This is a genomic window from Halorubrum rutilum, from assembly GCF_024494565.1.
The window spans coordinates 299,414-313,153 of record NZ_JANHDN010000001.1 but is presented as its reverse complement, the minus strand read 5'-3'; the positions used below and the strand labels follow the sequence as shown (position 1 = coordinate 313,153).

The 13,740-nt window shown below is 69.3% G+C and carries 12 protein-coding genes; 4 read left to right on the top strand and 8 right to left on the bottom strand.

From position 1 onward, the window contains the following. Positions 1-51: 51 nt before the first annotated feature. The 3 genes from NO900_RS01725 to NO900_RS01715 form a co-directional block, all read right to left on the bottom strand. Positions 52-507, bottom strand: coding sequence for a 30S ribosomal protein S19e (locus NO900_RS01725; RefSeq protein WP_256407483.1), 456 nt, complete (start codon positions 505-507; stop codon positions 52-54). 135 nt (positions 508-642) lie between these two features. Beyond that, positions 643-1,986 carry a hydroxymethylglutaryl-CoA synthase gene (gene hmgB / locus NO900_RS01720; RefSeq protein WP_256407482.1) on the bottom strand — a complete coding sequence of 448 codons (1,344 nt, stop codon included), beginning with the start codon at positions 1,984-1,986 and terminating at the stop codon, positions 643-645. Positions 1,987-2,269: 283 nt separating this feature from the next. Further along, positions 2,270-3,568, bottom strand: a complete 1,299-nt coding sequence (locus NO900_RS01715; protein WP_256407481.1) for a hypothetical protein — start codon at positions 3,566-3,568, stop codon at positions 2,270-2,272. A 481-nt stretch (positions 3,569-4,049) separates the two neighbouring features. On the opposite strand from NO900_RS01715, the gene NO900_RS01710 reads away from it, so the two are divergent. Continuing rightward, positions 4,050-4,775 (top strand): guanosine phosphorylase, encoded by a 726-nt coding sequence (locus NO900_RS01710; protein WP_256407480.1) that lies wholly within the window; start codon positions 4,050-4,052, stop codon positions 4,773-4,775. A gap of 33 nt (positions 4,776-4,808) precedes the next feature. Here the strand turns inward: NO900_RS01710 and NO900_RS01705 are convergent, their stop codons facing one another. Next, a complete protein-coding gene (locus NO900_RS01705; protein ID WP_256407479.1) occupies positions 4,809-5,258 on the bottom strand; it encodes a UPF0179 family protein in 450 nt (149 codons plus the stop codon). Between the two features lie 162 nt (positions 5,259-5,420). Here NO900_RS01705 and tmcA point away from each other — a divergent pair, with 162 nt between their 5' ends. Next, positions 5,421-7,694, top strand: a complete 2,274-nt coding sequence (gene tmcA / locus NO900_RS01700; protein WP_256407478.1) for a tRNA(Met) cytidine acetyltransferase TmcA — start codon at positions 5,421-5,423, stop codon at positions 7,692-7,694. Between the two features lie 414 nt (positions 7,695-8,108). Here tmcA and NO900_RS01695 read toward each other — a convergent pair whose 3' ends face one another. Then, entirely contained in the window at positions 8,109-8,438 is a 330-nt protein-coding gene (locus tag NO900_RS01695; RefSeq protein ID WP_092567127.1) for a 4Fe-4S dicluster domain-containing protein, read from the bottom strand. A 110-nt stretch (positions 8,439-8,548) separates the two neighbouring features. Next, positions 8,549-10,321, bottom strand: coding sequence for a glutamate--tRNA ligase (locus NO900_RS01690; RefSeq protein WP_256407477.1), 1,773 nt, complete (start codon positions 10,319-10,321; stop codon positions 8,549-8,551). Between the two features lie 365 nt (positions 10,322-10,686). On the opposite strand from NO900_RS01690, the gene NO900_RS01685 reads away from it, so the two are divergent. Then, positions 10,687-10,914, top strand: coding sequence for a hypothetical protein (locus NO900_RS01685; protein ID WP_256407811.1), 228 nt, complete (start codon positions 10,687-10,689; stop codon positions 10,912-10,914). 30 nt (positions 10,915-10,944) lie between these two features. Here NO900_RS01685 and surE read toward each other — a convergent pair whose 3' ends face one another. Both surE and carA read right to left on the bottom strand, forming a co-directional pair. Then, positions 10,945-11,853 (bottom strand): 5'/3'-nucleotidase SurE, encoded by a 909-nt coding sequence (gene surE / locus NO900_RS01680; protein WP_256407476.1) that lies wholly within the window; start codon positions 11,851-11,853, stop codon positions 10,945-10,947. A gap of 209 nt (positions 11,854-12,062) precedes the next feature. Continuing rightward, entirely contained in the window at positions 12,063-13,124 is a 1,062-nt protein-coding gene (gene carA, locus NO900_RS01675) for a glutamine-hydrolyzing carbamoyl-phosphate synthase small subunit (protein WP_256407475.1), read from the bottom strand. A 96-nt stretch (positions 13,125-13,220) separates the two neighbouring features. Between carA and NO900_RS01670 the strand changes: the two genes are divergently transcribed. Continuing rightward, complete coding sequence (locus NO900_RS01670; protein ID WP_256407474.1) at positions 13,221-13,634, top strand: Lrp/AsnC family transcriptional regulator; 414 nt, start codon at positions 13,221-13,223, stop codon at positions 13,632-13,634. Positions 13,635-13,740 lie beyond the last annotated feature (106 nt).

The window sequence follows — 13,740 nt, the reverse complement described above, 5'->3', positions numbered from 1 at the left end:
CGAGAGCCGCCGCTCGACGGGAGAAGCAGAGCCGGAAAGCGAATCGGCGATCTACGCGTAGCGTTCGAGTTCCGGACGGTCGAGGTCCTCGAAGACCTCGGTGGCGACCTCCGAGAGGAACGCCTCGCCCTCGTCGGAGACGCGGCGGCCCTCGCCGGCGGCGGTCGTGACGAGCCCCTCCGCTTCGAGGGCCTGCAGCGACGCGCGGATGAGCTTGCGGGAGCCGCCCGAGTGGCGGCCGGGACGGACGGCGTAGCGGTTCGAACCCCGCTTCTTCGAGCCGTACTCGGTGGCGAGCCGCTCGATGCCGACGGGCTCGTTCTGGGCGACCTTCCGGAGCAGGCTCGCGGAGCGCACGTACCAGAAGTCCTCCTGTTCCGGCGGGAGCTCCTTGCCGGAGCCGCTCTTGGCGAACTCCACCCAGTTGGGCTCGTCGATCCGGTCTTCGAGTCGCGCGGCGACCTCCTCGATGAGGGCGTCCGCCGGCACGTCGTAGATGGTTACCATTGAGTACCGATTCACCCTAGCGTCGTTTAAAACCATCGTATCGAGAGAGCCCCGTGGTAGCCGTTTTCACGGTGTTGCGGCCCTCTACCGCGGCCTCGGGCGACGCGAGCGCGGGGCGGTCGCGACCGAGACGCGCTACTCGACGTACTCGTACTTGCGCTCGTTCATCCGGCCCCAGCCGGTGAAGACGAACTCCGACTCCGGCTGCGTGAACTCCTCGATCTCGCGTTCCACGTCCATGTCGTACTCGTGGACGTCGTGGACGTCCTCGTACTCCTCCCACGCGAGGTCGTAGCGGGCCGCGAGCTGGTCGTCGATGTCGAGCCCCTCGACCTCCGCGCGCCACCCCTCGCGGATCGTCTCCGCGTGGATCTCCGCCTGTGCGCCGGAGCCGTACGAGGCGACGAGCAGCGTCTCGCCGACGAACGACCGGTCGCGCGTCAGGGCGTCGCGCAGGGCGCTGACGCGGGCGATGTGGACCGAGCTCGTGTACCAGTTGCCGACCTCCCGAGAGAGCCCCAGCGTCGGCTCGACGGCGGTGTCGTACCACGTCTGATACTGCTCGGTGGTCTTCAGCTCGTCCATGTAGTCGCTGATGGCCGCCTCGTACGCCTCGCGGTCGGCGAAGTCGTCCTCGCGGGGCTGCCGGCCGATCTCGTCGGCGAGCTCGGCCTCGTACCCCGTGTCGCGGATGACGTGGCGGTACGCGAGCAGGGCCGCCTTCCGGACCATCCCCGGGAACGGCGTGTGGAACGGGGCGTACGCGAAGTCGTCGAGCGAGATGTCGTCGGTGACCGACTCGTAGTCCTCCAGCGCCTCCCGCATCCGGGCGAGGTACACCTGCACGGAGCGCTTCCCGTCGACGCTCGGGAACTGCTGGTTCGGTTTCAGGAAGTCAGTCTCGTCCTTCGAGCCGTATCCCTGCTCCGTCGAGAGCGCGACGAGCGACGGGTCCTCGTCGATCAGCATCGCGACGGCGCCGGCGCCCTGCGTCGCCTCGCCGGGGTCGCCGCGGGCGTACAGCGCGGTGTCGGTCGTGATCACGAGCGCGGCGCGGTCGCGGTGCCGCCCGGCCCGGATCCAGTTGTACGCGTCGTCGATCGCCTGCGTCCCCGCCAGGCAGGCGAACTTGCGCTCGCCCTTGTTGGCGTGGGTGAAGTCGCCGTCGTACACCTGCTCCAGACAGCCCGCGATGTACGTCGACACCGGCTTCGAGTGGTCGAACGCCGACTCGGTGGCGACGTCGATCCGACCGATATCGGAGGGTTCGAGCCCCTTGCGGTCCATCAGCCCCTTCGCGGCGTTCGCGCCCATCGTGACGATGTCCTCGTACACGTCCGGGAACGATGAGTTGTTGAGCCCGAGCCCCTTCGTGTACTTCTTCGGATCGTCGCCCTTCTCCGGGGCGAACGTGCCCGGCAAGTCGAGCTTGAGCTTCCCGGTCCAGATCTCGACGGCGTCGATGCCGACTTCGGTCATGCACGGTCGTTCATGCGGCCGGCATATGGGTGTGTCGATGGTGGTTTACGTCGATTGTGGAATAATGCCTCTCAAAGGAACAAGTACGCCGGTTCTAATATTAATAGCCTATTCAGTACTTATGTTACTGATTATATAACTTAATTCAACTCTTGTTGCTAGATTTTGAAGCAGTGATTCTCGTTTGTCAGGTCCAATTAAATAACAAATTGTTAATTAGAATATTTCTGACACATGAAGATACCAGTTCAAGATTTACGATCATAAGCTACTATCTACACAACTATACCAAACGCTGGAACTGCACCTCCAGTTCAGCATTCTGGTTTCTTGCTTGATAAGTTACTGTGATGTCACCTTCAACAGACGGATCGAGATTAATTGTAAACAAGCCAGTTCCACTAATCGTTCCGGTACCAATCTCACCATTCGTATCGCTCACCGTCACATCAACTCCACTGCCTTGGAAAGACGACCCGCTACCTACCTGAATCTCAAGAGTATAATCACCAGCAGGAACATTCTCAGTTGTAGTCGTCACATCAAATGATTGTTTATCTGAACCGCTAGTTACCCCTTGCAACAATGCTTCGTTTCCATCATCAGCTTGCATATTCTCGAAGTCAGACAGAGTACCGGCATCTGCAGTACCACTTGACGGGTACAGTGTAGTTGTCCCACCACCATCACCACCATCGGCTCCACCATCGCCACCATCGGTTCCACCATCGCCACCATCGGTTCCACCATCGCCACCAGTCCCGCCGCCGTTCTGTGTCGGATCCTCAGGTGCTTCCTGTACGCCAACTGTATCAACCGTTAGGTTCTCAGCAGTCGTACTGAGTTCCAAGTCGTAGATGTCGTCGTTGTTGTCGTCCGTAACGCTAACGTAGGCATCTTTGCTTGTGATGTTCGTCTTGTTTTCCCAGTCGCTCTCGCTCAGCCGTGTAGGAATAGTAATAGTAAGCGGCCCATCGGGAATTTCATCTGTGGGACTTACAGCCGGCTGAAGTTCTACTGTGACCCGGCCAGTCCCGCTCCGGCGAAATTCTCTTTGAAGCGCCACGATAGTTACTTTTTCTTCATTATCAACGAGCTCTTGACCCTCGATCACCGCGATTCCGCCTCCTTCCTCGCTAGCGTCAACGTAGAGCACGGAAGCGTCGTACCACGTCGGCGACTGATCGATTTCGTTGTAGCCCGGCTGGTACTGGAGGAATCGCGTCGGAATCGTCACGGTCCCCTCTGGCGTGCCGTTCGAGATGGTGATAGGTGGTGCCTCAACGGTCCGTATCGTCCCAGCCGGCGCTGGCGGATTAATCGCAAACAGGCGAGTCGAGTAACTGGTCCCCAGTCGAACCGTCTGATACTGCGGCCGGTCGGTGCTCCCCGCCTGCAAGATCCCCGCCCTGAGCTCGACGAGGTCGTTCCGGACCTCCTCGAAGTGCTGGAACTCGACCTGTGCGTTCTGCTGCGGCACGATCTGGACCTGATACAGCGAGAGCGCGAGGATCAAGAACCCAAAGAGGATCACGGTCCCGATCACGACCGACTGGCCTCGACGGTCGCGACTGAAGCGCATTGTGAGCCATCGGCGCCGCGCGGGTATAAAATCCTCCGTCCACCGTCTCAGTCGCGATAACCGACGGCGACGCGGTCGGGCGCGGTTCATCGCCCCGACTCAGTCGTTCTCGTCTGTTTTCCGCCACGCGGTCAACCGCGTCGACGCGACGACCGCGGAGCCCACGAACCCACAGAAGAGGCGGCATGCGTCCGAAGCTGAGGGACATAGCAGCGAGCGGCGTGACGAGGAGGAACGTGACGACGAGGGCGCCGAGACCCGGCGCGAGATCGACGGCGCCGTCCGGGTCGGTCACGCCCGAGCCGGCGCTTTCGGACGGTAAGCCCGGCGATCGCCCGAGCGTTGCGGATCGGTTGAGACCCGGACTACGAGGATCCTACCCGGTCAGTAAATTGTATAGCGCGATATAAAATTTGTCTCGCACTGCCGACCCCGCCCTCCGACCGGTCCGTTTTTGCGCGCGGCGCGTGGACCCGCTCGCATGGCGAAACAGCCGCACCTGCTGGTCGAGGAGGGCGACGTCCACGAGATCGCGGTCATCCCGGGCGACCCGGGGCGCGTCGACCGGATCGCGGACATCTGTGACGACAGCGAGCTCGTCGCGCGGAACCGCGAGTACAAGGTCGTCAACGCGAGCTACGAGGGGACCGACCTCACGATCTGCTCGACCGGGATCGGCTGTCCGTCGGCCGCGATCGCGGTCGAGGAGCTCTCGCGGGTCGGCGTCGAGACGTTCCTCCGGTGCGGCACCTGCGGCGCGTTACAGGCCGAGATGGAGGTCGGCGACATGGTGGTCGCGACGGGCGCGGCCAAGGAGGAGGGGACGAGCAAGCGCTACGAGTCCGCGAACTACCCCGCGGTCCCGGCCTACGACGCGCTGCGCGAACTCGTCGACGCCGCGGAGGAGAACGGCGAGGACGTCCACGTCGGCCCGATCGTCTCCGACGACGCGTTCTACAACGAGAGCGACGCGTACGTCGACGACTGGAACGACGCGAACCTGCTCGCGATCGAGATGGAGGCCGCGACCGTCTTCGCGCTGGCACGCCGTAAGGGGCTCCGGGCCGGGGCGATCTGCACCGTCGACGGCAACCTCGTCGCGGGCACGCAGAAGGGTGCGGACTCCGACGACGAACTCCCGGCGAAGGCGAAGGACAACGTCGAACGCGCGATCCGGATCACGCTGAACGCGGTCACCGCGCTGTAAGGGAACGGCGCGGCGGCGGCCGCGGGGTCGCGGTTACTCGTCTTCCGCCCGGAACTCCACCAGCGTCAGGTCCCGGTCGAGCGCGCAGGTGTCGTGGGGCGGCTCGCCGAGCACCTGGTCGATGACGCGCTCGTCGTCGAAGTCGGCGCCGTCGGGGACGCAGTACCCGTGGCTCGGGCATTCGGTGTGGGGGCACGGGCCGGCGAGCGAGACGCGGCTGCCGGCGTACGCCTGCTTCGACGGGACGTTCGCGGGGACGGGCGCGGGCTCGACCTCGACCGCCCGGACGCCGGCGTCGTGGACGGCGCAGTCGAGGACCTGCGCGTTCTCGCGGATCCCCGTCACGCGGTAGCGGGTCCCCTCGGAGAGGTTGAGACACTGGCCCCGGTAGGGGCAGCCCTCGCAGTCGGGCGACTCCCCCTCGTAGACGAACTCGCGCCCCGTGTCCGCGAGCCGCGTGCCGATGAGCGTGACCGTGGTCATGGGCGACACGACGCCCCGCGACGCCGTAAGCCTCCCGCCTCGCGGGTGATCTCCGCGGTTCCGGAGCACCGCGGGCCCAGAGCACCGCGGTCCGGGGAGCCGAGCGCGAACGGACCGGAGGGCAAGACACATCCCCGGGCCCCGGCAACGACGACCGAACGAATGATCGCGGCGCTCGCGCGGGAGGCGAAACGGGAGGCCGAGGCGGCGAACGAGCGGCGCGTCCTCGTCCTCGCCGGCGACCGCGACCGCGGGATCGACGCGGCCTACGACGCGATCGAGGCAGTCGAGGACGGGGGCAGGGGCGGGTCGACCGCCGTCGTCTCGACCCGCGAGGGGTTCCGGTTCGAGGAGCATCGCCCCCGGAACGCGGACGAGCTGCTCGGGCGCACCCGCGAGGTCGTGGTCCTGGACTGCCACGAGCGGTTCGTCCCGAACGCGCTCGGGCGGTGCGTCGGCGCGGTCGACGGCGGCGGCCTCCTCGTCCTCCTGACGCCGGCGCTCGACGACTGGCCGTCGGTCCGCGACCGCTTCGACGACTCGCTGGCGGTCTCGCCGTACGAGGTCGGCGACGTGACCGGCCGGTTCCGCGAGCGGTTCGTCGACACCCTGCGGGCGCACCCGGGGATCGCGATCGTCTCCCTCGGTGCGGACGGGCCCGAGGGCGACGCCGTCGAGCGCGACGGGCTGACGGGAGAAACCGCGACGGGGAGCGACGCGGTCGGGAGACCGACCGCCCCGCCGGACGCGACGTTTCCCGCCGCGACGTACGAGACGTGTCTCACGACCGACCAGGCCCGAGCGGTGCGGGCGTTCGAATCGCTCGCGACGCCCGGCAACGCGGTCGTCGTCGAGGCGGACCGCGGGCGGGGGAAGTCGAGCGCGGCCGGGCTCGCGGCCGGCGCGCTCGCGCTCGCCGGCGCCGACGTGCTCGTCACGGCGCCCGCCTTCCGAAACGCCGCGGAGGTGTTCGCGCGGGCGGGCGAGCTGATCGAGTCGAGAGGCGTCGACGGCGGCGAGACCGCCGCGGGGGGCGGAGCCCGCCGCATCGACGCGCCGGGCGGCGGTCGCGTGCGATACCGCTCGCCCGCCGAGGCCGCGGAGCTGCCCGGCGACCCGGACGTCGCGGTCGTCGACGAAGCGGCCGCGCTCCCGGTGCGGCTGCTGGAGGCGTTCCTCGACGGGTCGCTCTCGGTCGCGTTCTGCACGACCGTCCACGGCTACGAGGGCGCGGGCCGCGGCTTCGCGATCCGGTTCCGCGAGCGCCTGCTCGACGGGCCGCTCGCGGTGCGGGACGTCCGCCTCGACGAGCCGATCCGGTACGCGCGGAACGACCCGGTCGAGGCGTGGGCGTCGCGGGCGCTCCTGCTCGACGCGCGGCCGGCGGTCGACGAGGCGGTCGCGGGGACGACGGTCGACGAGGCGACGTACCGCGCGCTCGCGCCGGACGACCTGCTCGCGGACGAGGCCCTGCTCGGCGAGGCGTTCGGGCTGCTGGTCGCCGCCCACTACCGCACCGAGCCGAACGACCTCGCGCGACTGCTCGACGCGCCGAACCTCTCGGCGCGGGCGCTGGTCGCCGAGGGGCGGGTCGTCGCGGTCGCGCTGCTCGCGCGCGAGGGCGGGCTCGACGCCGAGACGCGCCGGGCGATGTACGAGGGCGAGCGCGTCCGCGGCAACATGGTGCCGGACGTGCTCACGAGCCAGCTCCGCGACGAGGACGCCGCGGGGCCGCGCGGGCTCCGGACCGTGCGGATCGCGACCCACCACGCCGTCAGGGACGAGGGGTTCGGGTCCCGGCTGCTCGACGAGGTCCACGCCGAGTTCGGCGCGGCGGTCGACTACTTCTCGGTCGGCTACGGCGCGACGCCGCGCCTCCTCCGGTTCTGGGACCGGGCGGGCTACCGGACCGTCCACCTCTCGACCTCGCGCAACGACGCCTCCGGCGAGCACTCGGCGATCATGCTCCGCCCGGAGACCGAGGCCGGCCGCGACCTCCTCGCCCGCCACGCCGCCGCCTTCCGGGACCGCGAGCGCGACGGGCTCTCGGACGCCCACCGCGACGTCGATCCCGACGTGGTCGTCGGGGCGCTCCGCGCCTGCTCGGCCTCGGTTCCCCTCGACCTGACCGAGACCGAGTGGCGCTCCGTCGTCGGCGCGTCGTTCGGTCCGGGGATGTACGACAGCGCGCCGGGCGCGTTCCGGGACCTCGCGATGGCGGCGCTGGTCGGGGGGAGCGACCTCGACCAGCGGGAGGAGCGTCTCCTCGTCAGGAAGGTGTTGCAGGGCCGCCCGTGGGAGTCGGTCGCCGACGGGCTCGGCTACGTCTCGACGGCCGCCTGCATGCGCGCGCTCGGCGACGCGTACGAGCCCCTCGTCGAGCGGTACGGGACCGAGTTCGCGCTCCGAGAGTGGGAGCGGTTTATCAGCGACTGACGGGAGTGCAGCTAGCGTATATAGATGAGTCGCGGTGGCGCGTGCCGGTGAGCGGCCGACAGGCCGCGAACCGCACGCGCGAGGGACGCCGCGAGCGCAGCGAGCGGCGAGGCTGGGGAGGTACGAGGTGCGGTTGCGGTGCCGTACGGATGGGACTCAAAGGGGCAGCCGGGAGGCGGGCGCAGGCGATGCAAGCACCGGAAGGAGCGAACGAAGTGAACGACTGAGGAGCGCAGCGAGCGTGCGCCCGCCTCCCGGCTGGGGCTTTGGAGGTCTTAACCGCACCGGCGATAGCAACGACGTACAACCGAGCGGCTGGGGCTTTGTCGGTGTTCGTCGGAGATCCGACATCGACCTTTATAAACGAACGACGACGGCGACGACGAGCGCCCCCACTGCACCGAACCCGACCGATCAGATCCGGTTCTCGCGGCCGGGATCGACGTCGATCGCGTCGACGGGACAGACGTCCACGCACAGCATGCAGTCGATACACTGGTCCTCGTCGGCCGGGTTCGCCTTGCGCTCCGACTCGGGGTGGCCGGGCGTGTCGACCCACTCGAACACGTCGACCGGGCAGTCCTCCAGACAGGCGCCGTCGGCGAGGCAGATGTCGAAGTCGACGGCGACGTGCGTGCCGCGGATCCCCTGCTTCTCCGGCGGCTCGACGGGCCCCCAGACGGCGACGCCGTCCTCCTCGCCGACCTGCTCCCGGCTCTGTTCGAAGTTCGGATCGATGGCCATCGTTGCCCCCGCTTCGCCGGTCGCGGGTTTAAACTCCGCGACGAAGGCGTTCGGTCGGCCCGCGCTCGCGTCGGCCCGCACCCGCCTCGGTCCGGACGCGATGCCGCGGCCTACGGGTGCGCGTAGTACGCCAGCAGGTCCTCGGAGCCGTCGGGGCCGTCCTCCTCGTCTGTCGCCGCGGGCTCGAACGCGTCGATCCGAGCGAAGCCGACGCGCTCGAACTGGACGACTGCGTCGGGGTCGACGTCGGCGACCGCGGGCTCGGCGACCCCTCGCACGTCGCCGTCGACCGTCCGCATGAGCGTGTCGAGCCCCTCGTCGACCGGCGCCCAGTGGATCACGTCCACGTCGCCGTCGCGGACCACCTCGATGTCGGCGTCGGCGAAGACCAGCTCGTCGCCCGCGTACCGGACGCAGCCGTACCCCTTGAGCCAGACGCGCTCGCCCTCGGGCGGGAGGTCCGGCGACTCGACCGCGACCCGCCCGGCGGGAACCTCGCGGTCGCCGCGGTCGGGGTGGTCGGGGTGGAGCGGCGGGCGGCCGGCCGCGGGCGCGGGGGCGTCGCCGTCGACGACCGGCAGCTCCACGGCGGGCGCGTCCGCTCGGTCGCGGACGAAGAAGTACCGGTTCGCCTCGTCGTCGACCAGGTCGCGGTTGTTCGCGTAGACGGACGACATCGCGAGGTCGACGTCGGAGGTGGACATCCCCAGCTCCGTCATCGAGTCGACGAGGGCCCGCCCCCGAATGCCGCGGCGGCGCATCGACCGGATCGTCGGCGCGCGCGGGTCGTCCCACCCCGTCAGCTCGCCGTTTTCGATGAGCTCCTTGATCGTCGAGGTGGAGAGCGTCACGTCGTACTCGTCGACCTGGACGTGGCCCCAGTGGAGCACCTCGGGGTACTCCCAGCCGAAGTAGTCGTAGACGAACCGCTGGCGCTTCGCGGAGTCCTGCAGGTCGATGCCGCGGATGATGTGCGTGACGCCCGTGAGGTGGTCGTCGACGCCCGACTGGAAGTCCAGCATGGGCCAGCAGCGGTAGTCGCTGGCTTCCTCGCGCGGGTGCGGCGTGTCGATCAGCCGGAAGGCGACCCAGTCGCGCAGCGCGGGGTTCTTATGTTCGATATCGGTTCGGACCCGGAGGACCATCTCGCCGGCCGAGTAGTCGCCGTCGACCATGGCGTCGAACTCCTCGCGGACCGTCTCGGCGTCCTTCTCGCGGTGCGGACACGCCTCCCCGGCGTTCTTCAGCTCGGAGAACGCCTCGCCGGGACACGAGCAGGTGTACGCGCCCCCCAGGTCGATCAGCTCGCGGGCGTGGTCGTAGTAGGTCTCCAGCCGGTCCGACGCCTTCAGCACGCGGTCGGCCTCGAAGCCGAGGTACGCGATGTCCTCCAAGATGGCGTCGTACGCGTCGAGGTCGGGCCGCTTCGTCTCCGGGTCGGTGTCGTCGAACCGGCAGATGAACTCGCCGTCGTACCGCTCCTTGTACGTCCCGATGACGGCGGGCATCCGGGCGTGGCCGACGTGCCAGGGGCCGTTCGGGTTCGGCGCGGCGCGCATCACGACCGCGCCGTCCTCGGCGTTCGGGAGGTCGGGGAGGACGCGGTCGTCGTCCTCGTCGTCGGCCTCCAGCTCCGCGAGCCGGTCGGGCGCGAGCTCGCCGAGCCGCTCGCGGCGCTCGGCCTCGTCCATGTCGGCGACCCGGTTCACGACCGGCGCGACGATCCCGGGAATCTCGTCGCCGTGCGGTCGGAACTCGGGGTGCTCCCCCATCAGGGGCCCCATGATGGCGCCCACGTCCGGGTCGCTGCCGTGTTTGAGCGCGTTGAACAGCGCGGCGGCCTCGCCGGCCGCCTCGACGCGCTCGCGGAGTTCGTCGTCCATGCCCGTCGGTTGTCGGGGTCGGCTCAAAAGCGCCGCGGAACGACGGCCCGCGGGAGGCCGCCGCCCGGGGCGCGAACGGGGACGGAGGGACGACCGCGGCGGGGCCGCGGGGGAGGGGCCGCGGGTAGGGGTAGTCGAACACAGCGCGCGGACGAACTTAAACGACCGAGACCGTTCACGGCTCGACGGACGCGTTCGGGTGGGATTACGACCGTGAACGGTCGAGAGGCTTATCATGCCGGAGCCGCGACCCGTGCGGTCGCGGTTCGCCGGGTTGATGTCGCGTCGCGCCGTTGGTGACGCATGAACACGGGAGCGACTCGGGGCGCCCTCCGGCCGGCGGAGGGGTCGGCGTGGTAGGACCCATGTCGGACGCGGAGCGCGACGCGGGGAACCGCAAGATCAAGCTCGGCTTCCTCCTCCTGGTGGCCGTCTCGCCGCCCCTCATCGCGCTCCAGTGGAACCCGACGCCGCTGGAGCTGCTCGCCGCCCTCGGCGGCGGACTCCTGTTGGGGCTGCTGTTCGTGTGGTACCTCGGCCGGCTCGCGGGCGAGTTCACCGGCGGGTCGCGGCGACCGGGACGACGCCGGTAGGACCCGGCAAGCCCCGGGCCCGTCTCGGACTCACTCCCCGTCCGTCCGCAGGGGGGTCCCAGCGCCGACGGCGACGACCTCGCCCGCGCGGTCGCCGGCGACGGACCGGGACGACGACAGCGGCGAGACGCTCACCTCGCCCTCGACCGCCGCGAGCCGGTCCGAACCCGGGTCGTCGGCGACGTCGCCGCGGAGGAACTCCCGCCAGAACCGATCGCGGAGCTCCATCCCCATCTCGCCGCGCCGCTCGCCGAACTCCCACCCCTCGGGGACGTCCTCCGCCTCCGGCCCCTCCTCGCCCGGGCGGAACTCGATCACGTCGAAGCCGCGCGCGGGCTCCGTGATCCGATAGGTCGGGTCGCTCGCGGCCTCGTCGTCCGCGGCCGGCGCGTTGACGTTCAACACGTCGGCGCCGAACGGGAGCGCGACCGAGTCGCCGCTGTCGCCGTCACTCGCGTCGTCCCCCTCCGCGCGGTCGAGCAGGTCGAGGACCGCCTCGGCGGCGAGCGCGAAGTCCTCGGCGTCGAGCGTCGGCGGTACGGGCAGGTTCCCGCGGTCGTACAGCGAGACGGCGACCGCGGGCGTGCCGAGGAAGGCGGCCTCCATCGCGGCGCCGACCGTCCCGGACTGCCCGAGGATGTGCGCGCCGATGTTCGGCCCGTGATTGCAGCCGGAGACGACGACGTCCGGGTCGAGCCCGAGCGCGACCTCGGCGACGGCGACGCAGTCGGCGGGCGTGCCCTCGACCGCGTAGCCGGCGTCCGTCTCCGCGTACTCCACGGTGGTCTCCCACCACGACCGGGCGCCGCCGACCCCGGACTGGTTCCGCTTCGGCGCGACGACCGTCACGTCGTGCTCGCGCGAGAGCGCGTCCGAGAGCGCCCGGATCCCGACGGCGTCGATCCCGTCGTCGTTGGTGAGGAGGATCTCGAGGGTCATGGGCGACACTGCGGCGGGCCGGGGGAAAACGTCGCCGGTCGCGGGCGATGAGACGGACGAGGGATCCGACGCGGGAACCGGCAGGCGTCGGGCGGGTGGTACTCCGGGGCGGTCAGCGGGAGGAGAGCGGCGGAGCGGGGATCGTCGAGCGCGGAGCGACGGGCGCCGGCGGCGGTCGGTCGACGTCGGCGGTCAGTCCGCGGCGACGGTCAGTCCGCGGCGACGTGCGGCGTCGCCTCCGCCAGCTCCAGCACCTCGTCGAAGAAGCCGAGCGAGTCGTGCGGACCGGGGTTCGCCTCGGGGTGGTACTGGCGGGTGATGACGTCGAGCTCCTCGCTGTCGAGCCCCTCGACGGTGTCGTCGTTGACGTTCACCTGCGTCACCTCCAGCGGACCGGTGTCGTCGACGGTGTAGCCGTGGTTCTGCGTCGTCATCACGACCTTGTCAGTGCGGAGGTCCTTGACTGGCTGGTTGACGCCGCGGTGGCCGAACATCATCTTCTCGGTCGAGCCGCCGAGCGCGCTCGTGATCACCTGCTGGCCGAGGCAGATGCCGGCCATCGGCAGCTCGCCGGCGAACTCGTCGACGACCGCCTTGGCGGCGGCGAAGTTCTCCGGGTCGCCCGGGCCGTTCGAGACGAAGAGCACGTCGGGCTCGACGGCGGCCACGTCCTCGGGGGTCGCGTCGTACGGGAGCACGTGGACGTCGGCCCCGCGCTCGGTGAGCGAGGAGATGATCGAGCCCTTCGCGCCGCAGTCGAGCATCGCGACGTCGGCGGCGCCGCCGCCCTCGTGGACGGTCGGCTCCGACACCGACACCTGCGCGCCGATGTCGGTGTGCGCGCTCATCGGCTCGCACGCCTCCATCTCCGCGACCGCGTCGTCGGGGGTCGCGTCCGGGCCGGCGGCGATCCCGCAGGCCATCGCGCCCTCCTCGCGGACGGTCGTGACGATCTCGCGGGTGTCGACGTGGTCGACGGCCGGGACGCCCTCGCCGGCGAGCCACTCGGCGACGTCGTCGGTCAGCTCGCGGGCGATCGCCGCGCGCGGCTGGACCGACTCGGACTCGAACCGCTCGGTTCGGACGCCGTAGTTCCCGATCAGGGGGTACGAGAAGGTGAGGATCTGTTCGGCGTAGGAGGGGTCGGTGAGCGACTCCTCGTAGCCGGTGTACGCGGTCGTGAACACCAGTTCGCCACGGGTGCGCCCCGGCGCGCGGGCGCGCGCTTCGAGCACGCGTCCGTCGGCCAGCGCGATATAGGCGTCCGACATTACGAGAAACGTACGCGTAAAGGGTAATAAATGCGTCGTTCGTAGATTCGTTACGATATTCGTAACGAGTAAGTCGCCGGGGGGAGTAGGTCGGGTATGGACGACCTCGACCGTCGGATCCTCTCGATCCTGCGACGGGACGCGCGGACCCCCTACACGGAGATCGCGGACCGCGTCGGCACCTCGGAGGGGACGGTGCGCAACCGCGTCGACCGCATGACCGAGGAGGGGATCATCGAGCGGTTCACCGTCACGACCCGCACGGGCAACGTGAAGGCGATGATCGAGATCTCGGTGGAGATGAACGTCGACACCGCCGCCGTCGGCGAGCGCATGGTCGAGTGGGAGGAGGTGGACTTCGTCTGGCAGGTCTCGGGCGAGGACGACGTCGTGCTCGTCGTCGACGCGGTCGACACGCGCGCCGTCAACGAGCTGATCTCGCAGGCCCGGGAGATGGACGAGGTGAAGTCGACGAAGACGCGGCTCATCCTCGACGAGCGGCTCGGGTGATCGGTTCGACCCGTCGATTCGGCTTATCGCCTCGATCGGCCGAGCGGCGCCGTCGCTGACGGGCTGAAAAGAACGGGAGAATTCGAGCGAGCGGCGCTCGCGCGCC

Excerpts from the sequence above, each read along its gene's own strand:
- NO900_RS01670 (WP_256407474.1), top strand. The coding sequence starts at position 13,221 with ATGGACGACCTCGACCGTCGGATCCTCTCGATCCTGCGACGGGACGCG.
- NO900_RS01725 (WP_256407483.1), bottom strand. The coding sequence starts at position 507 with ATGGTAACCATCTACGACGTGCCGGCGGACGCCCTCATCGAGGAGGTC.
- tmcA (WP_256407478.1), top strand. The coding sequence starts at position 5,421 with ATGATCGCGGCGCTCGCGCGGGAGGCGAAACGGGAGGCCGAGGCGGCG.
- NO900_RS01695 (WP_092567127.1), bottom strand. The coding sequence starts at position 8,438 with ATGGCCATCGATCCGAACTTCGAACAGAGCCGGGAGCAGGTCGGCGAG.
- NO900_RS01690 (WP_256407477.1), bottom strand. The coding sequence starts at position 10,321 with ATGGACGACGAACTCCGCGAGCGCGTCGAGGCGGCCGGCGAGGCCGCC.
- hmgB (WP_256407482.1), bottom strand. The coding sequence starts at position 1,986 with ATGACCGAAGTCGGCATCGACGCCGTCGAGATCTGGACCGGGAAGCTC.
- NO900_RS01715 (WP_256407481.1), bottom strand. The coding sequence starts at position 3,568 with ATGCGCTTCAGTCGCGACCGTCGAGGCCAGTCGGTCGTGATCGGGACC.
- surE (WP_256407476.1), bottom strand. The coding sequence starts at position 11,853 with ATGACCCTCGAGATCCTCCTCACCAACGACGACGGGATCGACGCCGTC.
- NO900_RS01705 (WP_256407479.1), bottom strand. The coding sequence starts at position 5,258 with ATGACCACGGTCACGCTCATCGGCACGCGGCTCGCGGACACGGGGCGC.
- NO900_RS01710 (WP_256407480.1), top strand. The coding sequence starts at position 4,050 with ATGGCGAAACAGCCGCACCTGCTGGTCGAGGAGGGCGACGTCCACGAG.
- carA (WP_256407475.1), bottom strand. The coding sequence starts at position 13,124 with ATGTCGGACGCCTATATCGCGCTGGCCGACGGACGCGTGCTCGAAGCG.
- NO900_RS01685 (WP_256407811.1), top strand. The coding sequence starts at position 10,687 with ATGTCGGACGCGGAGCGCGACGCGGGGAACCGCAAGATCAAGCTCGGC.